General features: G+C 66.7%; 21 protein-coding genes. 6 read left to right on the top strand and 15 right to left on the bottom strand.

The features are described 5' to 3' along the window. Positions 1-127 precede the first annotated feature (127 nt). From Q9R30_RS01015 to Q9R30_RS01040, 6 genes are all read right to left on the bottom strand, one after another. Positions 128-1,282 (bottom strand): 3-deoxy-7-phosphoheptulonate synthase, encoded by a 1,155-nt coding sequence (locus tag Q9R30_RS01015; protein WP_311216502.1) that lies wholly within the window; start codon positions 1,280-1,282, stop codon positions 128-130. Positions 1,283-1,571: 289 nt separating this feature from the next. Next, a complete protein-coding gene (locus Q9R30_RS01020; RefSeq protein ID WP_104998966.1) occupies positions 1,572-2,591 on the bottom strand; it encodes an acetylxylan esterase in 1,020 nt (339 codons plus the stop codon). Positions 2,592-2,637: 46 nt separating this feature from the next. Then, positions 2,638-4,143, bottom strand: a complete 1,506-nt coding sequence (locus Q9R30_RS01025) for a rhamnulokinase family protein (RefSeq protein WP_311216503.1) — start codon at positions 4,141-4,143, stop codon at positions 2,638-2,640. Continuing rightward, positions 4,140-6,176, bottom strand: a complete 2,037-nt coding sequence (locus tag Q9R30_RS01030) for a bifunctional aldolase/short-chain dehydrogenase (RefSeq protein WP_311216504.1) — start codon at positions 6,174-6,176, stop codon at positions 4,140-4,142. Before Q9R30_RS01030 ends, Q9R30_RS01025 begins: the two co-directional genes overlap by 4 nt. A 6-nt stretch (positions 6,177-6,182) precedes the next feature. Then, positions 6,183-7,349 (bottom strand): L-rhamnose isomerase, encoded by a 1,167-nt coding sequence (gene rhaI, locus Q9R30_RS01035; RefSeq protein WP_311216505.1) that lies wholly within the window; start codon positions 7,347-7,349, stop codon positions 6,183-6,185. 87 nt (positions 7,350-7,436) lie between these two features. Then, positions 7,437-7,784 (bottom strand): L-rhamnose mutarotase, encoded by a 348-nt coding sequence (locus Q9R30_RS01040; protein ID WP_104998970.1) that lies wholly within the window; start codon positions 7,782-7,784, stop codon positions 7,437-7,439. Positions 7,785-7,934: 150 nt separating this feature from the next. Here Q9R30_RS01040 and Q9R30_RS01045 point away from each other — a divergent pair, with 150 nt between their 5' ends. Continuing rightward, entirely contained in the window at positions 7,935-8,957 is a 1,023-nt protein-coding gene (locus tag Q9R30_RS01045) for a LacI family DNA-binding transcriptional regulator (RefSeq protein ID WP_311216506.1), read from the top strand. A gap of 53 nt (positions 8,958-9,010) precedes the next feature. On the opposite strand, the gene Q9R30_RS01050 is transcribed toward Q9R30_RS01045, so the two are convergent. Next, a complete protein-coding gene (locus Q9R30_RS01050; RefSeq protein ID WP_104998972.1) occupies positions 9,011-9,385 on the bottom strand; it encodes an STAS/SEC14 domain-containing protein in 375 nt (124 codons plus the stop codon). Positions 9,386-9,476: 91 nt separating this feature from the next. Here Q9R30_RS01050 and Q9R30_RS01055 point away from each other — a divergent pair, with 91 nt between their 5' ends. The 3 genes from Q9R30_RS01055 to Q9R30_RS01065 all read left to right on the top strand — a co-directional run bounded on the left by Q9R30_RS01055 (position 9,477) and on the right by Q9R30_RS01065 (position 12,608). Continuing rightward, positions 9,477-10,541 (top strand): spore photoproduct lyase family protein, encoded by a 1,065-nt coding sequence (locus Q9R30_RS01055; protein ID WP_311216507.1) that lies wholly within the window; start codon positions 9,477-9,479, stop codon positions 10,539-10,541. An 83-nt stretch (positions 10,542-10,624) separates the two neighbouring features. Next, on the top strand, positions 10,625-11,422 hold the full coding sequence (locus Q9R30_RS01060) for a hypothetical protein (protein WP_311216508.1): 798 nt from the start codon (positions 10,625-10,627) through the stop codon (positions 11,420-11,422). 163 nt (positions 11,423-11,585) lie between these two features. After that, positions 11,586-12,608, top strand: coding sequence for a DUF808 domain-containing protein (locus Q9R30_RS01065; protein ID WP_104998975.1), 1,023 nt, complete (start codon positions 11,586-11,588; stop codon positions 12,606-12,608). Here Q9R30_RS01065 and Q9R30_RS01070 read toward each other — a convergent pair whose 3' ends face one another. The 6 genes from Q9R30_RS01070 to Q9R30_RS01095 form a co-directional block, all read right to left on the bottom strand. Continuing rightward, entirely contained in the window at positions 12,609-13,253 is a 645-nt protein-coding gene (locus Q9R30_RS01070; RefSeq protein ID WP_311216509.1) for a DUF1961 family protein, read from the bottom strand. 42 nt (positions 13,254-13,295) lie between these two features. Next, positions 13,296-13,997 (bottom strand): rhamnogalacturonan acetylesterase, encoded by a 702-nt coding sequence (locus Q9R30_RS01075; RefSeq protein ID WP_311216510.1) that lies wholly within the window; start codon positions 13,995-13,997, stop codon positions 13,296-13,298. 30 nt (positions 13,998-14,027) lie between these two features. Beyond that, entirely contained in the window at positions 14,028-14,900 is an 873-nt protein-coding gene (locus Q9R30_RS01080) for a carbohydrate ABC transporter permease (protein ID WP_104998978.1), read from the bottom strand. Further along, positions 14,900-15,871: a sugar ABC transporter permease gene (locus Q9R30_RS01085; protein WP_104998979.1), complete on the bottom strand. Its 972-nt coding sequence runs from the start codon at positions 15,869-15,871 to the stop codon at positions 14,900-14,902. Before Q9R30_RS01085 ends, Q9R30_RS01080 begins: the two co-directional genes overlap by 1 nt. Then, a complete protein-coding gene (locus Q9R30_RS01090; RefSeq protein ID WP_104998980.1) occupies positions 15,872-17,401 on the bottom strand; it encodes an extracellular solute-binding protein in 1,530 nt (509 codons plus the stop codon). A 143-nt stretch (positions 17,402-17,544) separates the two neighbouring features. Continuing rightward, a complete protein-coding gene (locus Q9R30_RS01095; protein WP_104999847.1) occupies positions 17,545-18,261 on the bottom strand; it encodes a YesL family protein in 717 nt (238 codons plus the stop codon). A 336-nt stretch (positions 18,262-18,597) separates the two neighbouring features. Between Q9R30_RS01095 and Q9R30_RS01100 the strand changes: the two genes are divergently transcribed. Beyond that, entirely contained in the window at positions 18,598-19,857 is a 1,260-nt protein-coding gene (locus Q9R30_RS01100) for a Gfo/Idh/MocA family protein (protein ID WP_104998981.1), read from the top strand. After that, positions 19,857-23,288 carry a family 78 glycoside hydrolase catalytic domain gene (locus Q9R30_RS01105; protein ID WP_311216511.1) on the top strand — a complete coding sequence of 1,144 codons (3,432 nt, stop codon included), beginning with the start codon at positions 19,857-19,859 and terminating at the stop codon, positions 23,286-23,288. Before Q9R30_RS01100 ends, Q9R30_RS01105 begins: the two co-directional genes overlap by 1 nt. Positions 23,289-23,559: 271 nt before the next feature. Here Q9R30_RS01105 and Q9R30_RS01110 read toward each other — a convergent pair whose 3' ends face one another. Further along, positions 23,560-24,843 (bottom strand): MFS transporter, encoded by a 1,284-nt coding sequence (locus Q9R30_RS01110; protein WP_311216512.1) that lies wholly within the window; start codon positions 24,841-24,843, stop codon positions 23,560-23,562. A 44-nt stretch (positions 24,844-24,887) separates the two neighbouring features. Beyond that, positions 24,888-25,514, bottom strand: a complete 627-nt coding sequence (locus Q9R30_RS01115) for a Poxvirus protein I5 (protein ID WP_311216513.1) — start codon at positions 25,512-25,514, stop codon at positions 24,888-24,890. Positions 25,515-25,522: the final 8 nt, after the last annotated feature.

A 25,522-nucleotide genomic window follows, 5' to 3' on the forward strand; every position in this document is an offset into this window, starting at 1 on the left:
GACAACAGTGACCCCATGTTCATGCCAATGCGGTGTTCCGATGCTGAGCCATCCACCAACCACCTACCAGATACTCTAGATGTTCCTGTGGCAGAAGTGAAAGTAGTACGGTCCCCTATTTCGTCCCCTATTTAGTGGGAGCCGACTTCCTCCGCTTGCGGGCGGAGGCGGCCAGCTGGTCCAGGACAGAGACCGAAACATCCCACTCCATGCAGGCGTCCGTGACGCTCTGCCCGTACACCAGCTCCGGGCGTCCCGCGGCGTGGTCTGCAACATCAAGGTTCTGCGCGCCGCCCACCAGGAAGCTTTCCAGCATGACGCCGGCAATAGCCTGGGCCGCAGTGCCGCCGTCTTCCAGCTGGGCACCGATCTCCAGGGCCACTTCGGCCTGGCGGTGGTGGCTCTTGCCGCTGTTGGCGTGGCTGGCGTCGACGATGAGGCGGGGGTTCAGCTGCTTGCCTGCCAGCTTTGCCGAGGCTGCCTCGACGTCGGCGGCAGCGTAGTTCGGTCCCTTGCGTCCGCCGCGGAGGATGACATGGGCGTCAGGGTTTCCGGCCGTGGACACCAGCGCGGCTCGGCCTTCGCCGTCAATGCCGAGGAAAGCCTGGGCCGCCGCCGCAGCACCGCAGGCGTCAATGGCTACCTGGAGGTCGCCGTCGGTCCCGTTCTTGAAGCCGATGGGCATGGACAGGCCCGAGGCAAGCTGCCGATGGATCTGGCTTTCGGTGGTGCGGGCTCCGATGGCGCCCCAGGAAATCAAATCCGCCATGTACTGCGGGCTGATCGGCTCCAGGAATTCCGTGGCCGTGGGCAGCCCCAGCGCGGTGACCTGCTGCAGGAAGCGCCGCGCGGTCCGCAGGCCGGTGACCATGTCGTGGCTGCCGTCCAGCCGGGGATCGTTGATCAGGCCCTTCCAGCCCACCGTGGTGCGGGGCTTCTCGAAGTAGGTCCGCATGACGATGAGCAGGTCTTCCCGGTGCTTCTCGGCCTGGCTGACCAGCCGCCGCGCGTACTCCAGTCCCGCCTTCGGATCATGGATGGAGCAGGGTCCCACGATCACCAGCAGGCGGTCGTCCACGCCGTCCATGATGGCGCGGACTTCGTCACGTCCGCGTTCGACGACGTCCGCCGCCCGGGCGTCCAGCGGCAGTTCCGCGATGACTTCCTGGGGCGTGGGCAGCGCGGTGAATTCGCTGACACGCAGGTTGGACGTCGATTTTGCGGCTTCGGCGCCGGCGGCGGCCTGGGCTGTGGCGGATGCTTCTGCTGTTGCGGTGCTCATGTTCGGGTCCTGTTCCAGATGGGAAGCGGGCCCGGATCAGAACCCGCCGGAGAAACGGCGAAGGGCAGAGAATAATCTCTGCCCTGTTGGCTCTGAAGGAAAGTTGGATGCGTGTCAGTTAGACGCGGGCCCCTCCAGAGCCAACGAAAAATACGCATACCAACGGTTAGTCATGCCATGAACCATAGCCGCGCTTCGGGACGCACACCAAATCCCGGCCATCTGGGTAGCGCTATGTGTCGTTTTGAGCATTCAGAACGACACTTGGCGCGACCTGGTTGGGCCGGGGTCAGCCCAGGAGCTTGCGGAGGAACTGCAACTGCCTGATCCAGTGGTGTTCCTGGCCGCCCTCGTGGTTGTTGAACCTGTACACCTCAATCTCTTTCGGAGCACCGGTGTTCGGCCCGCCGGGCGTCCCGGACCCGTACGCGTTGAAACTGGCAAAGACGGTGGACGGCGGGCAAATGTCATCCATCTGCGCCGCCGAGTACAGCGCCGGCGCGGTTGCCCAGCGTGCCAGGTTGACGCCGTCGAAATAGCGGAGCACAGCGAGGGCGGCGTCGTACCGGTCCCGGTGCCGGGCCAGGAACTGCGCTATTTCGGGATAGGGCCCGCGCGGGGTGATGTCGATGGCCCGGGGGAAGTCCTGCAGGAAGGGGACGTCCGGCAGGACGGCGATGACGCCGTCGAGCCTTCCGGCCACCAGGCCGGCGACGGCCACAACGATGCCGCCGCCCTGGCTGACGCCCGCCAGCACCACGCGGGACGGGTCGACGGCGGGGTGGGACCGGGCAGCTTCCACGGCCCGGAAGGCGTCCGCGTAGACCCGGCGGTAGTAATAGCCCTCCCGGTTGGCGATGCCGCGGGTCATAAGGCCGGCATGGGCCACGTCCCCGGCGGAGGGGTGCGGGTCCGGCGTCTCCCCGAGGGTGCCGCCGTAGCCCTGCCCCCGGGTGTCCATGATGAAGTGCGCATACCCGGCCTGCGCCCACCGGGTGTCCTGGTTGACCAGCCCGCGCCCGCCGGAATATCCCACGTACTGGACCACCACCGGCAGCACCGCATCAGGCTCCCGGTGCGCTGGGAGGTGCAGCCACCCCTTGACCGGAGCGCCGCCGTAGCCGGCGAAGGTCACGTCGAAGGTGTCGATGACGGAAAGGTAGTTCTCCACGGGTTCAAAGCTGGCGTCCAGTGGGAACGCCCGGGCTTCCGCGATGGTTGCGTCCCAGAATTCGCGCAGGTCCTCCGGCGGCGTCACGTCCGAGGTGTAGGTACGGAGCTGGGCGAGCGGGAGATCGAAGAGCGGCATGGTTATCGAATCCTGTCTTGTATTGACGTGTCGCAGAGCGGTCAGGCTACAGCCGCGAGAGTTCCGGCGCGAACACCTGCAGGTCATGGCCCTGCACCACCAGGGCACGGAGCTCAGCCAGCCCGCCGCAGACGGCACCGGCCGCCCGTGCCTGCACCAGGACGTTGCCCAGTGCGGTGGCTTCCACGGGTCCTGCCACTACTTTCCTGCCCGTGGCGTCTGCCGTGAGCTGGCACAGCAGCCTGTTCTGGGAGCCGCCGCCCACTACGTGCACCACGTCGACGGCCCTGTCCGCGAGGCGTTCGGCGTCGTGGATGGTGCGGGCATAGCCGGCGGCGAGGCTGTCCATGATGCACCGCGTGATGGCCGCGGGATCGTTGGGCAGCGCGTCTCCGGTGCGGCGAACGGCGGCCCGGATGCGTTCGGGCATGTTGTCCGGGGCGATGAAGTAGGGGTCGTCCGGGTTGATCTGCGGCCCGCCGGCCGGCAGAGCGGCAGCCGAGGCCAGGAGTACGGGAAGTTCGGGCTGGTAGCCCTCCTGTTCCCAGGTCCGCTGGCATTCGCTGAGCAGCCAGAGCCCGCCCATGTTCCGGAGGTACCGGATGGTGCCGTCCACGCCGCGTTCGTTGGTGAAGTTTGCCGCGCGGCCGGCTTCGGTGAGGACGGGGTGTTTCAGTTCCAGCCCCACCAGGGACCAGGTTCCCGAGGAGATGTACGCGAAGTTCTCCTCGCCGTCATCCGCTTGCGCGGGGACGGCGGCGACGGCGGACGCGGTGTCGTGCGAGCCGACCGCCACCACGCGGGTGTCCTGCGGCAGTCCCACCCGGGCGGCGATCTCCGGCAGCAGGGTGCCTATCGTTTCACCGGGCTGGATCAGCGGCGGGAACAGGTCCTTCCGCAGTCCCAGGGCGGTGAAGAACTCGGTGGCCCACTCCCCCGCCACGGCGTCGAACAGGCCGGTGGTGGAGGCGTTGGTCGCCTCGGTCCGCCGCTGCCCGGTGAGCAGGAACGCGATGAGGTCCGGGATCAGGAGTGCCTGCAGACCGTCCAGGTTCTTTTCGCTGGCCAGCTGGTAGATCGTGTTGAATTGCAGGAACTGCAGCCCCGTGGTGGAGTAGAGGCGGGCGGGGTCCAGTTTCCGGTGCACGGGTTCGACGGCGGCGCGGCTGCGGTCATCGCGGTAGCTGAACGGCGGGGCCGTCAGCTCGCCCGCGGCGTTGACCAGTCCGTAGTCCACGGCCCAGGTGTCGATGCCGATGCCGGCGATCCGCTCACCCTGCACGGCAGCGACGGTGCCCGCCGCCGTCAGGCCCTTCAGCACCTCCGCGAAGAGGGCGTCGAAGTCCCAGCGGAGGCCGCCGTCGATCTCCACCACCCCGTTGGGGAAGCGGTGGACCACCTCCAGCTCCACGCCGCGTCCTGCGACCCTGCCCAGGATGACCCGGCCGGAGGAAGCGCCAATATCGACGGCGGCGAAGGCACTGGAGGTTGTACCGGCGGAATCCGCCCCGGCCGGAGCCGGAGCGGATCCGCAGTGGGGTGCAGTGTTCATCGGAGGAAGGCTGCGGCTACACCGGCGTCCACGGGGATGTGGAGTCCGGTGGTGTGGGACAGTTCGCTGCTGGTCAGGACGGCTGCAGCGTTGGCCACGTGTTCGGGCAGGACTTCGCGTTTGAGCAGGGTGCGCTGGGCGTAGTACTTGCCCAGTTCCTGCTCGTCCACGCCGTAGACCGCGGCGCGTTTGGCGCCCCAGCCGCCGGCGAAGATCCCGGAGCCGCGGACCACGCCGTCGGGGTTGATGCCGTTGACCCGGATGCCGTGCTCGCCCAGTTCGGCCGCGAGGAGCCGGACCTGGTGGGCCTGGTCCGCCTTGGTGGCGGAGTAGGCGATGTTGTTCGGGCCGGCGAACACGGAGTTCTTGGAGGAGATGTAGATGATGTCCCCGCCCAGGCCCTGGGCGATCATGACCTTTGCGGCGGCCTTGGCCACCAGGAAGGAGCCCTTGGCCATCACGTTGTGCTGCAGGTCCCAGTCCTTCTCGGTGGTTTCCAGCAGCGGCTTGGAGATCGACAGGCCGGCGTTGTTGACCACCAGGTCCACCCCGCCGAACGCCAGCACCGCGGCGTCAATGGCTGCGGCGACCTGCGCCTCGTCCGTGACGTCGGCCTGGACACCGATGGCGACGTCGGGCCCGCCGAGCTCCTCGGCGACGGCCTGGGCGTTCTCGAGGTTCAGGTCCGCGATGACCACGCAGGCGCCTTCCGCGGCGAGGCGGGTGGCGATCGCCTTGCCGATCCCCGAGGCCGCGCCGGTGACCAGGGCGATGCGCGTGGCGTGGGACTTGGGCTTGGGCATCCGGGCGAGCTTGGCTTCCTCCAGCGCCCAGTACTCGATCCGGAACTTCTCGGATTCCTCGATCGGGGCGTAGGTGGAGACCGCCTCGGCGCCGCGCATCACGTTGATCGCGTTGAGATAGAACTCGCCGGCGACGCGGGCGGTCTGCTTGTCCGCCCCGTAGGAGAACATGCCCACGCCCGGGACCAGGACGATGGCCGGGTCCGCGCCGCGCAGCGCGGGGGACTCCGGGGTGGCGTGCCGGTCGTAGTAGGCCTGGTAATCCGTCCGGTATTCCGCGTGGAGTTCCTTGAGCCGGGCAATGGAGTCCTCGATGGACGCCTCGGCGGGCAGGTCCAGGACCAGCGGCTTGACCTTCGTGCGCAGGAAGTGGTCCGGGCAGGACGTGCCCAACGCACCCAGGCGCGGGTGCTCTGCAGCTGCCAGGAAGTCCAGGACGACGGCGTCATCACTGAAGTGCCCCAGGACCGGCTTGTCCGTGGAGGCCAGGCCACGGATCACCGGCGCCAGGGCCGCGGCCTTGGCGCGGCGCTCTGCCTCGGGCAGGGCTGCGTAGCCCGGGAGCCTGGAACCGAAGGGCTCGGCCGTGCCGTTCTCGCGGATGTATTTCTCGGCCTGCTCAATGATCCACAGCGAGTTGGCTTCCGCTTCTTCACTGGTGGCGCCCCAGGCGGTGATGCCGTGCCCGCCCAGGATGGTGCCGATGGCCTGCGGGTTGGCTTCCTTGATCGCGGCGATGTCCAGGCCCAGCTGGAACCCGGGGCGGCGCCAGGGAACCCAGAGGACCTTGTTGCCGAAGATCTTGGTGGTCAGCGCCTCACCCTCGGCGGCCGTGGCGATCGCGATCCCGGAGTCCGGGTGCAGGTGGTCAACATGCGCCGCGTCCACCAGCCCGTGCATCGCAGTGTCGATCGAGGGAGCGGCGCCGCCCTTGCCGTGCAGGCAGTAATCAAACGCCGCCACCATCTCGTCTTCGCGCTCAACACCCGGGTAGACGTTCTTCAACGCGTTCAGCCGGTCCAGGCGCAGCACCGCAAGGTTCTCCGCCTTCAACGTCCCCAGGTCCCCGCCGGAGCCCTTCACCCACAACAACCGGACGTCCTCGCCCGTCACCGGGTCCTTCTCCGTGCCCTTCGCGGATGTGTTACCCCCGGCAAAATTCGTGTTCCGCTTATCCGCGCCCAGGCGGTTCGAACGGGAAATCAGGTCTTCAACAGTCTTGTTCGTCATAACTACTCAGGCGCCCCATCCGGCTTGCTGGCCGCCCACGCGGTCCTCGTTGATCTTCTTCTGGTAACCGCTGGCCTTGAACGCGGCCAGCGGGTCCGCGGGCAGGCCGCGGGATTCACGCCACTCGGCCAGGACCGGCCGGACGTCGGTGTAGAACGCATCATTGAAGATGCCGTTGGCGGCCAGCACATCTCCGGCACGCTGGGCCTCGGCCAGGGCCTCGGTGTCCACGAGCAGGGCGCGGGCGGTCATTTCCTGGACGTTCAGGACCGAGCGGATCTGGCCCGGGATCTTCTCCTCCAGGTTGTGGCACTGGTCCAGCATCAGCGCAACTCCAGAGTCCTTGCCGAACCCGCCGCCGCGGATCACCTCATGCATGATCCGAAACAGCTGGAATGGATCCGCCGCGCCCACAATCAGGTCATCATCCGCGTAGAAGCGGGAGTTGAAATCGAAGGAGCCAAGCTTGCCCAGGCGCAGCAGCTGCATCACGATGAACTCGATATTGGTGCCCGGGGCGTGGTGGCCGGTGTCCAGGCACACAAATGCCTTCTCCCCGAGCGCGAGAGTCTGGGCGTAAGAGGTGCCCCAGTCCGGAACATCGGTGTGATAGAAAGCCGGCTCGAAGAACTTGTACTCCAGCACCAGGCGCTGCCCGTCCCCGAGGGCCGCGTAGATCTCCTGCAGGGACTCGGCCAGGCGGTCCTGGCGGCCACGCATGTCATCCTGGCCCGGGTAGTTGGTGCCGTCCGCCAGCCAGACCTTCAGGTCCTTGGAACCCGTGGCGTGCATGATCTCAATGCAGTCCAGGTGATGGTCAATGGCCCGGCGGCGCACGGACTCATTGGACGAGGTCAGCGAACCGAACTTGTACTCGTCATCCTGGAACGTGTTGGAGTTGATGGTGCCCAGGCCAACGCCCAGGCCGGCCGCGTACTCCTTCAACGCCGAGTAGTCATCCACCTTGTCCCACGGGATGTGCAGCGCCACCGTGGGCGCCAGACCGGTCAGTTCATGGACCTTCGCGGCGTCCGCCAGCTTCTCCTGCACAGTGCGCGGGGTGCCAGGCGTGCCGAACACCCTGAACCGCGTACCCGAATTTCCATAAGCCCACGAAGGGACCTCAATGGCAAGCTCCCCGAGCCTGCCCAGCGCCGTTGCTACGTCATTCATGATGGTTCTTTCCGGTGTCTTGTGATGCTGTTGGTCTGCTGGATGCTGCCCCGCTGCTGGAGCCTGTTGTTTGCCGGCCCGCCGGCTTTAGGAGGTGGAGGCCTGTGCCGCCGCAAGCTGGCTGTCAAGGTTGAAGACTTCCTCCAGGACCTGGAACCCTTCATCGGGAGCCTGGCCTGGGTTTTCAAAAAGCGTGCCCATTTCCGCCTGCCACCGGGCGTTGACCTCGGTCAGGGCCATGCGGGCGCGGACGGCATCGAAATCGTCGCATTCCACGTAGCCAACCAGGAGCCCGTCCTCGGCCAGGAACAGGGAGTAGTTGTTCCAGCCGGCGTCCTTGAGTGCCCGCAGCATCTCCGGCCACACGGCGGCATGCCGCCGGCGGTATTCGCCAATCAGCGCTGGCTGGACCGATGAGCGGAAACACACCCTCATGCCGGACTCTCCTAAACTCGCGGAAACTTTGAATCGTTTCATTGTTACGATTCAAAGTACTCTTGAACAGGAGTAGGTGTCAAGCATTCCGGCAAGCGGTCCGTACAGCGGCCCGAACGCATGGCACATCACACAGCAGCACGGAGAATCATGAACCGCTCAGCCAGTATCAAGGACGTCGCCAACCATGCCAGCGTGGCGGTGGGCACGGTCTCAAATGTGCTGAATTATCCTGACAGGGTCTCGCAGCGGACCAGGGACCGGGTGCTCAAGGCGATCGATGAGCTGGGTTTCGTCCGTAACGACGCCGCCCGCCAATTGCGCGCCGGCCACAGCCGCACCATCGGCTTGATCGTCCTGGACGTGGGCAACCCGTTCTTCACCTCCGTGGTGCGCGCTGCCGAGGACGCCGCTGCCCTCCACGGCAGTGCGGTGCTCCTTGGGGACAGCGGCCACGACGCCGGCCGGGAAGCCAACTACATCGATCTGTTCCAGGAACAGCGCGTCCAGGGGCTGCTGATCTCCCCGGTGGGTGATGTGACGGAGCGCCTTGACGTCCTCCGCGAGCGCGGCGTGCCCACTGTGCTGGTGGACCGGCTGGCTGACGAGGGTAAGTTCAGCTCCGTAGCAGTGGACGACGACGCCGGCGGGTACCTGGCTGCCCGGCACCTGCTGGACACCGGCCGCCGTCGGCTGGCCTTTGTGGGTGGTCCCACCTCCATCCGGCAGGTGGCGGACCGCCTGCAGGGCGCGCAGCGTGCCATCAACGAAGAACCCGGCGCCACGCTGGAGGTCCTGGCATCGGACGCGATGACGGTCCTGGCCGGGCGAAGCGTGGGAAACGCGCTGGTGGAGCGGGGCCGGGAAGAACTCCCGGACGGCATCTTCTGCGCCAACGACCTCTTGGCGCTGGGGGTCATGCAGTCCCTGACCATGACCCACACGTTCCGCATCCCCGAGGACGTTGCGCTGATTGGCTATGACGACATTGACTTCGCCGTCTCGGCCGTGGTTCCGCTGTCCTCCATCCGGCAGCCCACGGAGGCGCTGGGGCGCACCGCGATCGAACTCCTCGCCGAAGAGGTGGAGTCCCAGAACCCCACGCACCGTTCAGTGGTCTTCACGCCTGAGCTGGTGGTCCGGCAGAGCACGGGGACTTCCGCAGGCGGCTGATGCGGCACTGTCCGGTTAAGTGGGCAGTGTCCGGTTAAGTAGGCAGCCTCCGGTTAGCTGCCTTCCTGCAGCCAGCTCATGGACTCTGTCCGGGAGGTGAAAAACCGGGTGGGGCAGGGCGGGATGTGGACGCCCAGGAAGAAGTTTGCGATGATCCGGTCTACTGGGCTTGCTCCCAGGAGCGCAATCCGGTTGGCAGCACAGGGGATGGAGAAGACCGCTCGGGCCGCCCTGGTGACGTCCTCGGTGGTGGCCATGTCCACCAGCATCGGGTAAGTGCTGTCGCCCGCTATCCGGTTAACGGCGGCCATGGCCGCCCGGGCGTCCTGCAGTTCTATCCGGACCTTTGGTTCCCAGATCAGGTGGATGATGCCGTCGGAGCGGAGCTCCACCGTCCCCTTGCCGCCCTCGACAATTACAGGCTCCATAACCTGCCTCCCTCCCTAGGCGCGCTCCTGTTTCCTCCCTATCTTGCCGTATGCCTCCGAAGCCATCCCCGCTTCTTGCAACAATGGCCTGATGGACTTCAACCGGCTGCTGCAGATCCGCCGCATCTACGCGCAGCCTGCCGCGCTGGAACTGCCTAGGGGCAGGGACATCGTGGAACGGTGGCCGGACGCCGCCATCATTCCTGTCGAGAACCACTGGAACATCCCGGATGTGCACGGTGATGAGACGAACGTGCCGCGCTGGTCCCGGATCAAAACGGAGGCGTTGGTCCTCGGCGTCAAAAAGGCGTTGACCGTCAAACCGAACGGCCGGTCCGCGGACTTCATTGCGCCTTCAACCGCGAACGGCTGCGCCATGGCGTGTGCCTACTGCTACGTACCCCGGCACAAGGGGTACAGCAATCCCGTCACCGTGTTCGCGAACATTGACCAGATTGCGGGGTCGCTGGAGCGCCACGTTACGCGCCAGGGCATCAAGCTCGAGCCCAACCAGTGCGATCCGGAGCTCTGGGTCTACGACATCGGTGAGAACAGTGACTGCTCCGTGGACGCCCTTGTCAGCGACAACGTGGAGGATCTGGTCACACTCTTCCGCGACCTGCCTACCGCCAAGCTGTCCTTTGCCACCAAGTACGTCAACCCGGCGATGCTGGGCTGGAACCACGGCGGCCACACCCGGATCCGCTTCTCCCTTATGCCCGCGGCTTTGGCGAAATCGATCGACGTCCGCACCTCGCCGGTGGCTGAACGCATGGCAGCCATCAACGACTTCGTCGACGCCGGCTATGAGGTGCACGTGAACTTCTCCCCCGTCATTATCACGGACACCTGGCTCAGCGACTGGGAGGAGCTGCTGCGCCAACTCGACGCGACGCTGAATGACGCTGCGAAGTCCCAGCTGGCTGCGGAAATCATCTTCCTGACGCACAATGAGCGGCTCCATGAGGTTAACCTCGGCTGGCATCCGCAGGCTGAGAGCGTGCTGTGGCGCCCGGACCTCCAGGAGGCGAAGGTCTCATCCAACGGCTTCACCAACGTCCGCTACCGCTCCGGAACCAAGGCCGGCTACGTAAGGCAACTGACCGCCCTGATTGGGAAAATCGCTCCTTACTGCCGCATCCGGTACGCCTTTTGAGGACACGGATTCCCGGGCCGGCGTCGGGCACGAAACCGGCCTCGCGCCAGGGCCTGCCGCGCCGCGCGGCGCTAGACTGAAGCATGGCCGGCGCCCGTCTCCGTCTCTTGGCCTGGCTCCTCGTCCTGGCCGCCTTCCTCGGGGCCTGCACGCCCGCCGTCGGCATTAACGACGCCGTAACCGGGCAAGCGGCCCCGGCTTCCCCGCCGCCGGCAACAGCGGCTCCGACCGCCCCGCCCCCGGCATCAGCCGCTCCGCCCGCCCCGCCGCCGGCACCCCAGCCGTTCGCCCTCAACCTTTACCAGGAGGGCGACTTCGTGCCGCAGTACACCTTTGACTGGTGTGTGGCAGCGAGCATCCAAATGGCCCACAACCTCGTGGACGACACGGGCGGCGGCACGTGGACAGGCTCTACCCAGCAGGGCGAACTGTGGGAGATGGCCCGGGCCAGGTCGTCCAACTCATTCAACGGCGCCAACCCCCTCGGGTGGGCGCAGGTGCTGACGGAAGTTGGCATGGGGCCATACACGGTAGTCAGCATCGCCGACTACGGGACAGCGCTCCAGACGGCGGCACGCGCCATCGCCGCCACGGGCCGGCCAGTGGGGCTGGTCATGTGGCGCGGCCGCCACGCGTGGGTGATGAGCGGCTTCGAGTCGACCGGCGACCCCGCACGGTTCCAGGAGTTCTCCGTCACCGGCGTCCGCGTCCAGGATCCGCTCTACCCGCACGGCAGCGCGCAGTGGGGCCCGTCACCCGCGCCCAACAGCCTGCTCACTCCGGAGGAGCTGGCCACGCAATTCGTGGTCCGCGAGCCGCGGCGCTGGAGCAGCGAACTGCCGGCCGGTTACCTGATGGTGCTCCCGGTCGCCGGGGCCTGACCGGCTGCGGTAGGGGCGAAGTTCGAAGGAATACTGGCCGCCCGGCTGCGGCGCAGCCCGGGCCCGGCTGCCCGCCACCGTATAATCTCAGCATGCCGATCACGCGCCTGCATCCAGGCAGCCACGCCCAGCCGACGGAATGCCAACTCTGCGGGAGCGGTCTGTGAGCGGCGGCCTCGTCGCCCTGCTGGACGACGTCGCAGCCCTGGCCCGCATCGCGGCCGCCTCTGTGGACGACGTCGCAGCCGGAGCCGCCAAGGCAGGAGCCAAGGCCGCCGGCGTGGTCATCGACGACGCCGCTGTCACCCCGCAGTACGTCTCCGGGGCGGACCCGTCCCGCGAACTGCCCATGATCAAGCGGATCTTCTGGGGCTCGCTCCGGAACAAGCTGCTGATCATCCTGCCGGCCCTGCTGCTCATCAGCGCCTTCCTCCCGTGGGCCATCCCGTTCATTCTCATGCTGGGCGGCACGTACCTGTGCTTCGAAGGTGCCGAGAAGGTCTGGCACAAGCTCCGCCGGGACCACGCGGACGAAAAAGCACCGGCCGTCCAGCGGGGTCCGGAGGCGGAGGCGAAGGTGGTCAAGGGCGCCATCACCACAGACTTCATCCTGTCCTGCGAGATCATGGTCATCTCGATGAACGAGGTGGCCGCCGAATCCATCTGGGCCCGGGCTGTCATTCTCGTGGTCGTGGCCCTCGCCATCACGGTGCTTGTGTATGGTGCGGTGGCACTGATCGTCAAGATGGATGACATTGGCCTGCACCTGGCCGCCAAGGAATCTGCGGGCTCGCAGCGCTTCGGCGAGCTGCTCGTCAAGGGGATGCCTGCCGTGCTGTCCGCAATCACCCTGATCGGGACAGTCGCCATGCTGTGGGTTGGCGGCCACATCATGCTGCAGGGGGCCTACGACCTCGGCTGGCATCTGCCGTACGATCTGGTGCATGCACTCGAGGCCCCGGTGGCCGGAATCGCGGGCATTGGCGGCCTCCTGGCCTGGCTCGTGAACACCCTGTGCTCAGCCGTCCTGGGACTCGTGTGGGGCCTCGCCGTGATGGCCGTCCTGCACCCGCTGCTGAAGGCCCTGCCGTTCGGCAAGGAGAAGGGCCAGCATGAGGAGGGTGACGTCCGCGCCGAACTCGCGGGCTACCGGCCGACGAAACACAAGGCGGATCCCGCTCCCTAGCTAGAGTTCCTCCACCACCAGGTGCCGGTAGGCCGCCCGGAGCGGCGCCATGTGCCGGAAACCCAGGTAGCCGGCGCCAAGCACTTTGCCGGACGGATCCTGCCACTCAAGCAGCGGCAACCCGTTGATGGAAAAGGCCACGCGCGGCCCGTCCTTCACCACCTCCAGGCGGTAGAAGTCCACCGCGTCCCCGGCCGCCGGCAACGGATCGGCACCCTGTGCCACGAGCTCAAAGCCCGCGCTCTTGCGCAGGTTGCAGGTCCGAAAGGCCCGCTCTGACTCGTACTTGTGCCGGAAGTAGGAGATGTGCAGGGCATCGATGTCCCCGGAATGGTATTGCGGGTAGTACCCCGTCCGCGGTGCGAGCCCGGGTGAGAACAGGTCCCGCCCGCCGTGCCCCCGGGCAGCGAAGAAGAGCATGGCCAGGCCCGGCTCCTCCAGCGGAAGGAACTCCCAGCTGATCCGGATTCCATCCGGGAACTCCACCGGGCACCAGAACGTCCAGTGCGCGTGGTCGCCGAATTCCGCGTCGTCAAGCGAACCGGAAAGTTCCAGCGCACCGCCGTAGCCGGCCCTGGCAAGCGGTCCTTCCGCCACCCAGTCCGCAGCATCCCCCGGCCCGGTCAGTGCGTTGCTGTAGAGCACCTTCGTCCCCGGGCCAGGCGTTCCCCAGCCAGTCGCGCCCACTTAGCTGCGCCCCGCCGTCGTACTCAATACACCGTCCGCGGCCAGCCCCAGCTCGTGGAGCTGCGCGGCAACATACTCCGCCACCAGGGCGGCTCCCCGCTGGGAAAAGTGGGTGTTGTCCGCCAGCCCGTCCGGCCAGTATGCGTGCGTGCCCGGCGCAAAGTGGCAGAAGAGGGACGCGGATTCCTCCCGGCCCAGGCGAAGGTAAAGCCCGCGCGTCCACGCGTTCAGGTCAACCACCGGAAGTCCCAGCTCCAGGCCGATTTCCCTGACCACCTCCGGGTAGTCCTCCAGGCTCGGCTCCAGGATCCTTTCCGAAGCAGTGTCCGACGGCGGCGCGTCCAGGAAGTGCCGCCGCTCCACCGGGGTGCACAGGACGGGAAGAGCCCCGCGGCTCCGCACGTCCCCGGCCATGGTGCGCAGGTTCGCCGCGTAACCTGTGCGGGCCGCAAGGTGCTGCCTCTTCTTGTCGTTGTGGCCGAACTGGATCAGCACCAGGTCCCCTTCCGCCGCTTCCGAGAGCAGCCGGCCCCACAGCCCCTCCTCCCGGAAGGACTCCGTGCTTGCCCCGCCTTTGGCGAAGTTGTGCACAGCCGCCCGCCTGTGGACGTGCGGCGCAAGCTGCGCTCCCCAGCCGCTCATGGGGTACTCATGCGTGGGGCAGTTGGCCACCGTCGAATCTCCGGCGAGCAGGATTTTCATGCTGTGCTTTCTGGTAGTCCGGCTCCCCCATCAGCCCTTGACGGAGCCGATGAGCATGCCCTTGGCGAAGTGTTTTTGCAGGAACGGGTAGAAGACCAGGATGGGCAGGGTTGCCACCACGATGACCGCGAATTTGATGCCCTGTTCCGGCGGGATGTAGTTGGGGTCCACGTTGCCGGTGCCGAGCAGGTCCGAGGAAGCCGTGACCTGGCGCAGGTACATCTGCAGCGTCCATTTGGTGTTGTCGCTCAGGTAGAGCAGGGGTGACATGAAGTCGTTCCAGATGCCGACGGCGTAGAACAGGGCGAACGTGGCCAGGACGGGTTTGGACAGCGGCAGCAGGATGCGCCAGAGGATCCCGACCTCGGTAGCGCCGTCCATCTTCGCGGACTCCTCGAGTTCAGCGGGAAGTTCCTGGAAGAAGTTCTTGATGATGATGAGGCTGAACGGGTTGATGGCCGCCGGCAGGACCAGGGCCCAGTAGCTGTTCAGCAGGCCGAGGTCCTTGACCAGCAGGAAGGTGGGAATCATGCCGCCGGAGAAGACCATGGCGAAGACCACCAGGGACAGGATGAGCTTGCGGCCGCGGAGGTTCCGTTTGGCCAGCGGGTAGGCCATGGTCACTGTCAGGATCAGCTGGACCCCGGTGCCCACGGCTGTGACCAGGACGGTGGTGACCAATGCGCGGATGAACGCCGGGGTGGAGAAGATGTACTCGTAGGAGCCGAAGGAAAACTGTTCGGGCCAGACGAAGAAGGCCCGCCGGGTGATTTCGGCTTCGGTGGCGAAGGAGCCGGCGAAGACATAAATGAACGGCAGCAGGGTGATGATGCCGACCAGGGTCAGGAAGGCGTAGTTCGCGGCGTCGAAGATCCGGCCGCCGGGGGTGTTGTGAATCTTCATTAGAACAGTCCGCTCTGGTTGAACCGCTTGGCCAGGGCGTTGGTGCCGAAGATCAACACGATGCCCACCAGGGATTTGAACAGGCCCACCGCGGTGGAGTAGGAGTAGGCGCCCTGGGTGATGCCCACGAAGTAGACGTAGGTGTCGAAGACGTCAGCGACGTCGCGGTTCAGGGCGTTGGTCATCAGGTAGATCTGCTCGAAGCCGGTGTTGAGCATCTGCCCGATCGCGAGGATGAGCATCACGATGATGGTGGAGCGGATCCCGGGCAGGGTGATGTGCCAGACCCGGCGGAACCGGCCGGCGCCGTCAATGATGGCGGCCTCGTACTGGTCCTGGTCCACGGTGGCCAGGGCGGCGAGGAAGATGATGGTGCCCCAGCCGGTGTTCTTCCAGATCTCCTGGAGCACGATCAGCGGCCGGAACCAGGCCGGGTCGGAGAGGAAGTCGATGTCCGTGCCCAGCACGTTGTTGACGAACAGGAACAGCGGGCCGAAGTCCAGGGCGAACAGCAGGAAGCTCAGCGACGCCACGATGGTCCACGACAAAAAGTGCGGGATATAGACCAGGGTCTGCACGGTGCGCTTGAGGATGGAGAGGCGGACCTCATTCAGCAGCAGCGCCAGGACGATGGTCAGCGGAAAGGCGATCCCCAGGTTCAGGAACGCCAGGATCAGCGTGTTGCCCAGCAGCCTGGGGAAGTCCGGGTTGGCGAAGAAGTCCTGGAAATGCTGGAACCCCACCCACGGGCTGCCGTTCACGCCGAGGAACGGGACATAGTCCTTGAACGCAATCGACACCCCGTACATCGGGGCGTAGCGGAACACGGCGAAATAGAGCACGCCGGGCAACAGCAGGAGGTACAGCCACTTGTAGTGCGCGAAATGGACGGAAAACCTGCCCCGCGGCCGGGGAGCGGACACGGACTGCGCCCGCTCCCCGGCCTGGGTGTCAATGACAGGGGCTGCCATTTACTTGTTGTCCTGCCAGAGCTTGTTGATCTCTTCCTGGACCTTGTCGCCGCCGCTGGTCTTCCACAGCTTGATGGCATCCTTCAGGCCCTGCTCATCAATCTGGCCGGCCAGGTACTTGATCCGGGCGTCCGCCACGATGTTGTCCAGTTGCGCACCCTTGGCCACGTAGGTGGGTGAGACGAAGGCGGCTGCCGGGTTGTAGACCGCGCTCTTGAGGTCCTCTGCCATGACTTCAACCCGCTTATCGAAGACTTCCTGCTCGTAGTCCGAGGCCTGCTTGACCGGGTAGAAGTTGTTGCCCGTGACGTTCATTCCCAGCTGGGCGTAGCTCTTGATGTCGGTGTTGACCACCTTGCCTTCAGGGGTCTCAGGCTTGATGGTGGCGGCCTTGCCGTCCTCAACCGTGAAGTTCACGCCCTCGATGCCGTTGTTCAGCAGGACGGCCGTTTCTTTGGAGTTCATCTTGTTCAGGAACTCGAGGACGGTCTTCAGCTCTGCCTCGGTGCGGACGCTGGTCTTGGGGATGGCCAGGAAGCCTGAGTACCCGTCCGTGGGATGTGTGTGCAGTTCACCGTCCGGGCCTTCGAGCCCACCGACAAAGCCGACCTTGTTTTCGAAGTCGTTGGGGTTGGCCTGCTTGAACAGGTTGATCAGCACGCTGACGCGGGAGTCGACGTCGACAATGATGCCGCCCTTGCCATTGAAGAAGGGCTCGTTCCACTTGGTGCCGTCGAAGGTGGCGAAGTCCGGGTTGATGAGCTTCTCATCCACCATTTTCTTGACGAAGCGGTTGGCTTCGATGAACTCTTCAGTCTCGAAGCTCGGGATCAGTTTCCCGTCCCGTTCGGTCCAGCGGTTGCCGGCGCCGTACCAGGTTTCGATCATGTCGTAGGGGCTGTTGGACCCCAATGCGCCCCACTTCGGGATGGTGATGCCCCAGGTATCGTTCTGGCCGTTGCCGTCCGGGTCCTTTTCCGTGAAGGCCTTGGCCACCCTGTAGAGGTCCTCGGTGGTTTTGGGCGCCTGCAGCCCCAGTTTGTCCAGCCAGTCCTGGCGGAACATGACAGCCGAGCGGATCGGATTGCGGGCGCGGTAGACGCCGTAAACCTTGCCATTGATGCTGGCGTTCTGCTCCACCGCCGGGGAAGTGGATTTCAGGTTGGGGTAGTCCTTGAGCTTATCCGTGAGGTCCCAGAAGGCACCCGCTTCGGCATTCTTGACGAAGCCCGGCGATTTGCTTTGGACCACCAGGACGTGGGGAATCTCGGATGAGGCAAGGGTGATGTTCATCTTGTCCTCGTAGGAGGCGTTAGGCGTCCAGGTGATATTGACGTCCTTCCCCGTGAGTTCCTCCAGCTTCTGCTGCACGGCGCCGTCAGCAGTGGGCGGCTGCGCCTCGAGGAACGGGGCCATCACGTTGATGGTGGCCATGTCCGCGGACGGGGTTTCACCGCCTCCGCAGGCTGTGAGCGTCAGGGCCGTGGCGGTCACGACGGCGGCGGCCAGGCCGAGTTTTCTGGTAAACATGTTGTTCCTTTTCCACTTCTTCGGGGTTGGATCCGGGGCTTATCCGCCGGGGTCAGTTGGTGCAAGTCATTGAATTGGGGCTACCGGGATTCGGTCAGACTCGTTGATACGTTTCACCGCGGTCCGCGCAGACAGGGAGCGGCTCATCCAACGGGCGCCCCCTGCGGGGTGGAGCGTCCGACGGCGGTGCTGGCGCCGCCCGTGATGGCCACGGCCCCGCTGCATTCCTGGCTCGCCGCGAGGGCGGCGACGGACTCGTCGTTCGCGGCAAAGAACCTGTCGCACAACCAGCCGGTGACGTACAGCCAGGCACCGATGCTGAAGAACGGAATGAGTCCCGGCAGCGCCCGGCTTGCATAGGCAGTTGCGGCCGTGATGAAGAGCAGGATTACGGTCCCCGCAAGGTGGCGGACAGCGAACCGGGAGCAGGTCATCAGGTAGCGCCCCAGGGGCAGTTCGTAGCGGGCGTACATGGGGAAGAGGTAGCAGACCACGCCCGCAAGGAAGATAGCCGCCACGAAGGTGCCGGCCGCGACGAGCTGGGACACCAGGTCCCCTGCGCCGGATGAGTAGTTCCAGTTCATGGCCAGGGCAACACCCACCGCCATGACAGGCAGTGCCAGGGCGTTGGCCCGGATGAAGTTCGCGAAGTATTCCCTGGTAAAGGACCGGAGCAGCGGAGCCGCTTCTCCGCGGGCCCTCCGCCGGACCAGGATCTGCGCCGCGGCTGTTGCAGGACCGGCGCCCAGGACACCAAGGCCGAGCAGGGTGAAAAGGATCCACAGCAAGTTGAGGCAGGCTATCCACAGCAGCGTGTCAAAGAACGAGTAGGCCCGTGCATTGAAATTTCCGGCCAGCATGGCCAAGCTCCCTTCGGTTCTCCGTCGTTGCAGAAACGCTTCCATGAGTGGCGGGCGTCACGTGAGTAATCGGTTTCTCGAAATCTAGACCCCGGATGGCGGGCGGGTCAAGCCAATTTTTGAATCGTTACATTACTGGACGTGCCACCCCGGCGTGCCGCACACTGGACCTTGGAAAGCGCTTGCTGGACAATCTTCCGGCGAGAGCACAGGGCATTTAGCCCCGTCCCGGCCTGCCGCTGCCGGTGTGAAAGGGACGCCGCAATGACTTCTCCGGGGCCGTCCCAACGCTGCCGCGGAGCCTGGTTTGGTGCCTGCGGGCAGAAACGGAGACCAATGGGAACGCCAGCCGGCACCGACGCCGCGTCACAGCCCCGGAATGAAGAGCCTGTCCGGGCCCGGGTTCCAGGCCAGGGCCATCGACAGGGCCCCGGAACTGTGGCCCAGCCAGTCCGTCCGGCCCGCGTGGCGCTCGTCGGCGTCCACGGCTTCGGCGCCCACCACCTGGGCAACCTTGAGCGCCTTCAGGCTGCCGGCGTCGTCCACCTCGTCGCAGTGGCAGATCCGCAGCCTCCGGGACCGGGGTCCGTGCCGGCAACGGCTGCTGTTTTCCCCGGCCTGGGCGAACTGCTGGCAGCGACGGAAGACCTGGAACTGATCATTGTGGCCACCCCCATCCAGACCCATGCCCCGCTGGCGCTCGCCGCCCTCGCCACCAGCGCCGACCTCTACCTGGAGAAGCCGCCGGTGGCGTCGCTTGCCGACTTCAACACGCTGTGCGACGCGGCCCGGGCATCCGGCCGGAGCGTGCAGATCGGCTTCCAGAGCCTGGGCTCACACGCGCTTCAGGCCATCGAGGAACTGCTGGCCAGCGGAGCCATCGGCACGCTGGAGGGCATCTCTGCCACCGGCCGCTGGGTGCGCGACAGGGCGTACTACAAACGTTCGCGTTGGGCGGGGAAGCGAAGCATTGGCGGCGTCGACGTGGTGGACGGTGTCGCCACCAATCCCTTGGCCCATGCGGTGGCCACGGCGCTGCGCATCGCCGGCGCCCGCACGGTCGAGGACGTTGCTTCCGTGGAAACGGACCTCTACCATGCCAACGACATCGAATCCGACGACACCTCCGTTATCCGGATCCGCACCAACACGGGACTGCCCGTCACGTGTGCGCTCACGATCTGCGCCACGGAATCCGTGGAACCGTATGTGACGTTGCAGGGCTCCCGTGGCCAGGCCGTTTTCCACTACACCGAAGACCGCCTCACCGTGCACACCGCGAAAGGGGTGACCAGGCAGGTCTTCGGCCGGGACGACCTCACGGAGAACCTGCTGGCCCACCGGCGCGAAGGCGCGGAACTAATCAGCCCCCTCCCGGACAGCGGTGCCTTCATGCTGGTGCTGGAAGCCATCCGGACAGCACCGCCGCCGGCCGCGATCGGCGCCGACTACGTCCACTGGGAAGGTGACGGCGACGCTGCACACGCGGTGGTCGTCGGGATCGAGGATGCACTGGAGCAAGCCGCAAAGGAGCATGCCACGTTCAGCGAACTGGGCCTTCCCTGGGCGCTCCCGGCACGCGGTACCGCATCATGATGGCAGTCTCCCCCAGTCCCGAAGTCACCCCCGCCCTGGTCCGACGCGGCGAGCTGCAGGCTACCGGTTTGGTGACCGATGGCCTCGCCGGCTCCCTCACGGCGTCGCTGCGCCCGGTGTTCGGATGGAGGCTGACCCGGCCGGACGAAGCGGATCCCGCCGCTGCCCAACAGACCGGCTACGAAATCGCGGTCGAGGATGCGGCCGGAGCGGAGGTCTGGTTTTCAGGCCCCGTTCCGTCAGCCCGCCAATCCGGGATCCCCTATGGCGGTCCGGAGCTGGCCGAGGACGCCGATTACAGCTGGCGGGTCCGGGTGAGCGACGCCGGCGGCCGTCACGGGGCCTGGTCCGAACCCGAGCCGTTCAGCACCGGGCTTTCGGACACCGGGTGGGGCGCCGACTGGATCCACCGTGCCCCGGGCGGCCGGGCGCCGCTGGACATCCTCGACGGCGCCCTCCGGGTTGCCGGCTCGCCGTTCCTGCCCGTCCCCTGCCCTGTTCTGCGCCACTTCACCCTGGAGGCGCGGCTTCGGCCGGTCATGGGGCGGGCCGGCGTGCTTCTCCGCAGCACCGGCGCGGGCACTGGATTGCTGCTGGAACTGGACACTGCAGGCCATGTGGTGCTGCGCCGCGCGCCGGAATGGGAAATCCCTGCCCCCGCCGTGCCGGAGACCGACGTGCTGGCCAGCGCCCGGCTTGAACGCAACGCCGTCGCCGGCCAGGAACGGCTCCCCGGCAACGACCTGGCAAGCGGCGCCTGGCAGGATCTGGCTGTGTCCGACGACGGCACCACCATTACCGTCACCCTCGACGGCGTTGAACTGCTCAGGGTAAATGACCCGCTCCCCGCGGGCTTCGAGGGCCACCTCGCTTTGCACCAGGGTCCGCGCAGCCAGGCCGAGTACGCCTCGCTGCGGATCACCGGCCGGGCGCGCACAGCTGCTGCCGGCGGCACAATCCGCCGCGGCGCGGCTCCTGAAGATGCAGTGCTCCTGGAGCACCGGTTCGACGAAAGTCCGGAGGAGGCGCGGGCGTTCCTGGGGCATTGGGCGGGCACCACGTCGCACCGGCAGCCGGACGAGTGGACGCTCTTCCGCAGCACGGTCCGGCTCACCGGGAATGTTGCCCGGGCGCGGCTTTTCGTCGCGGCAAGCCACCATGCACAGGTGGCCCTGAACGGCACGGCCTGCCTCAGCACGACCTCCTTCGGTTACCCCGGCGAGGGATATTACGACGCCGCCGACGTCACCGGCCTGCTCGCGGCGCACTCACCCAGCCAGCCGGCGGGGCCGGGCCGGAGGGGGAAGTCCGCGCTGCTGGACGAGCCGGTCCAGGTCCCCTTGACCGCCCTGCTGCACTGGTACGGTCCGGGCCAGGGCAGGGCCGCCAGCGTCCCCGGCCTGCTGGTCCGGCTCAGCGTGGACTACACGGACGGGCGCCGGGAGACTTTGGGCTCGGGGCCGGACTGGACTGCCGCCGAGGCCCCGTACCGGCAGGCCGGTTACCGCAACGACGAGGGCGATCCCGTGGAGCACCTCGACGGACAGGCCGCCGCAGCGCTCCACGCGAGCCAGGATATGCCGCCCGCGTTGAGCTACGGTCCCCACCCCGTCGCCGAGTTCCCGGCCCTGCACCCACGAAGGACTGCCCTGTCCGAGACTTTTGCCGCCCCGGAATCCTTCCTGGCCGCCGCGGACGGCACGCTCGTGGCGGACTTTGGCAAGGTCGTCCCGGCCCGCCCGGAAGTGGACTTCCGCACGGGCGTGGCCGGACGGACGCTGGCGATCCGCGCCGGCTACACCCTGGACGCCGACGATCGGGTGGATCGGGGCAAAACGGCCAGCCAGAACACGGACATGTCCTTCCCCTACACGCAGGCGGATGGCCCGCAGCAGTTCCGGGCCACCGTGCACCTGGCTTTCCGATACCTGGAGATCCCCGGGGTGGAGGCGACTGACCTCTCCCGGGTGGGTGCCGTCGTCGTCCACGGCCGCCACCCGGCCGAAGGCAGCTTCAGCAGCTCCGACCCAACCCTGGACGCGGTTTTTGGGCTGCTGCGCGACTCCGCGCTGTACGGGATCCAGGAGCGGTTCGTGGACACGCCCACCAGGGAGAAGGGGCAGTTCCTGGCCGACGCGGTCAACATCTCCTACGCCACCATGGCACTGTTCGGCGAGCACGCCTACACCGCCCAGGCGCTGCGGGAATTCGGCTGGTCAGCGGGGCGGTACTGGACCACCGGCGAGGACCGGGGCCGCTACAACGCGGTCTATCCCAACGGCGACGGCAAACGGGACATCCCCGACTTTTCGCTCATGATGCCGGAGTGGGTCCAGGAATACCACCTCCGCACGGGCGACCTCGCCCTGGTAACCGAACTGTTGCCGCACCTTCGGGACACGGCAGACTACGCGTTGCGGTACCTCGCCACGGACGGCCCGACGGCGGGACTGGTCACCGGGCTCGGCGGCGGCTCCGGGCCCTACCTGCACGGCATTGTCGACTGGCCCGCCCCCGGCCGGTTCGGTTACGACATGGAGTGTGCCGCCAAGACCACCGTCAATGCCCAGGCCTACTCCGCCCTGCTGTCAACGGCCACGCTCAGCAGCCTCGCGGGGCAGGAGGACGCGGCCGTGCGGTACGCCGCCCAAGCCCGCGCCCTGGCCGAGACCATCCGCACACGCCTGCGGGTAGACGGCGTGATGGTGGACGGGTTGCACGCCGACGGCACTCCCAGCACCCACGCGTCCCAGCACGCCACGTCCTTCCCGCTGTCCCTTGGAATCACCGATCCCGCCCACGTGGCAGCCGACGCGCAACGGATCGCGGACCAAGGCATGCGGCAGGGGCCCATGACCGTGCACCGGCTGGTGCGGGCGCTGCTTTCCCAAGGACTGGCGGACGCGGCGCTGGACCTTCTCACGAACAAGGACCAGCCCGGATGGGCACGTCTTTTGGACCGCGGCGCCACGTTCACTTGGGAGGCCTGGGAGCTGGTGGCGGGCACGGACTACAGCCAATCCCATGCCTGGTCCGCATCTGTGCTGAAGGAGATCCTTGAATTCCTGCTCGGCGTGCGGACCGTTGTTCCGGGCGGCAGCGAGTTGCTGATCGAGCCGCCCGTGTGCAGGCTCGAACACGCCTCGGGACGCGTCCCGCTGCCGAACGGGCCTGCCGCGGTCAGCTGGCAGCGGATGACCCAGGGCATCCGGCTGGAGTGCACGGTTCCCGCCGGCGTCACCGCCACGGTCCGGCTGCCGGCCGGTGCCTACGGGGTTGAAGGGCCGACGGCGGCCGGGCCCGCCGTCGAGCGTTCCCGCCAGGACGCGGCGGCTCAGCGCGACGGCGGCGGCACCGGCGTGGCGGGCGCGAAAGCCGTGCGCGACTTCCGGATCCATCCGGGATCCTGGACCTTTACGCCAGCCAACTGATCCCCGCCCTGCCCAACCAGGTAGCGGCCCAACAGGGTGGGCGCGCGGGATCAGGGGAGGGCGCTCTTAGCCTCGTCCAGGGCCTTCTTGGCGGCACCGGCAGGACTTAGTTTGCTGGTGATGGCCGCCCGTACTTCCGAGTTGGAGGGGGATGCCGCGGTCCGCCAGACCGATGTCGCCGGCCTTGGTGCTGTCGACGAGGAAATCGATGAACTTCCGGGCTTCATTGATCCGCACTACACATCAAGAACTCACAGAAAGAAACTTTTACTCAGAGGGATTGTTGCCGTGGCCTCTGTGACCCGTGGTTTCGGGAGTTCAGCCAGAGCAGTAGTCCGATTACGGCGGCCGACAGCATCCCTCCGGCGCCGGTGGCCACCAAGCCGAGCCGCACCCCGAGCTGCTCCGTCAACCAGCCGGCCAGGAGGCCGCCCAGGGCATGACCGCCGAGCAGGAGCGGAAGGTAGAGGGCCATTACGCGGCCGCGGATCTCCGGGCCGGCGTCAAGCTGGACCACGGTGGCGGCGCTGGTCAGGAACAAGAGGGTCATGAGGCCCACCACCACAAGCATCACAGTGAAGAGGATGAGGTTGGGCATCAGGGCAGCCACCAGCTGGGAGAGCCCGAACAGCCCGGCGGCGGCCACGATCCCCTTCCGGCCCAGGCTTCTCAGCCGGGCTGCCAGGAGCGCCCCGGCCAGGGCACCGACGGCACTGACGGTGTTGAAGAGGCCGAACCCTTCAACACCGTTGTGCCACACCCGCTCGGCGAACGCTGCCAAAACCACCGGCCCGTTCATGCCGAACATACCCAACAGCCCGGCCAGGGCAATGACCAGCAGCATCGGGGGCCGTTCCCGGACGTAGCGGAACCCGGCCAGGAGCTGGCCCCGCCCGCGGACCACCGGAACGCTTGGATGCAGCTCGGCAGGACGGATGGCCGCAATCAGGCCGAGGACCAGCAGGCACAGCAGCGAGTTCGCCGCGAACGCCGCAGCCGATCCTGCCTGCGCAATGACAACTCCTGCCAGGGCGGGCCCCGCCATGGCGCCCAGCTGGCCAATGGCGTTGTTGAGGCCGATGGCGGGCCGGAGGTTGGTGTCACCTACTACTTCGTTGACGAACACCTGGATGGCAGGCTGGTTGATCGCGGACGTCACGCCGAGGGCAGCGCAGCTGGCATAAACGGCCCACACGGTGATGGTCCCGCTCGCCGCCCACGCCGCCAGGCCTAGGGCCAGGACAGCAATGACGGCCTGGCAGATCAGCATGATGCGCCGCTTGGGAAACATGTCCACCAGCAGCCCGCTCAGGGGACCAACAACCAGCATGGGAAGGAACTGCAAGGCAACGGCCACACCCACGGCGGCAGGGCTGCCCGTTAGCTGCAGCACCAGCCAGTCCTGGGCGAGCCGCTGCATCCACACACCAACGCTCCCCGTAAACACCATGGCCAGGAAGAGCCGGTAGTTCCGCTGCTTCAGGGGCTGGTACCACCGGGGCTGGTTCTGCGACGAATGGACGGACTGTTCGGAACGCTGGCGGTCGGAAGACACGTCGGACTCAACTCAATAGTGGCGGGCAGGACCGGGAAAAATGTTCAGCGGGCGGAACGCAGTTTGACCGCCGCGGCGGCGAGGATGAGGGTGCCGGGGACCACTACGAAGAGCGCGGCGAGCATCCAGACGAAAACCACCGCCCCGAAGAGTGCGGCAGCCAGCAGGAGCGATCCGGTCCAGTCCCTGACGGACAGCGATTGGGCATTCTCGAGGGCCGAGCGCCAGGCACTTCTTCCATCTGTTGAAGACACTGCGGCGTCGGACCACTCCGCCGCGGTGCGCAGCAGCAGGATGGCCGCGCCGGCGGCCAGGATCAGGGTGGCCGGCAGGACCACTTCGCGGCCGGGCAGCTGCCCCACCCACGCGAGCAGCAGGTTGAGGACAATCACGACGGCGGCTGCCGCCGTTGGGATTCCCAGCTTCCAGCTGCCAGGCAGGGCAGCTTTGAACGTGCCCCAGAGGCCGCGGACGGAATCGTCGCAGCCGGAGAGGTGCCGTTCCAGGTGGGCGATCCCCGCCGCATACGCGGCGGGGATCGTCACCAGCGGGATGGAGAGCACCAGGACCAGGACACCGGCCAGGAGGGTCTCGGAGAACAGCGCGAAGCGGTTCACCGGGACGGGTTCGTGATGGTTGGGTGCTGGTGTGGTGCTGTCCATGACGCTCATTTTTCTGT

Origin of the sequence: Arthrobacter sp. AB6, assembly GCF_031844545.1 — a bacterium.
In the GTDB taxonomy this organism is placed as follows: domain Bacteria; phylum Actinomycetota; class Actinomycetes; order Actinomycetales; family Micrococcaceae; genus Arthrobacter.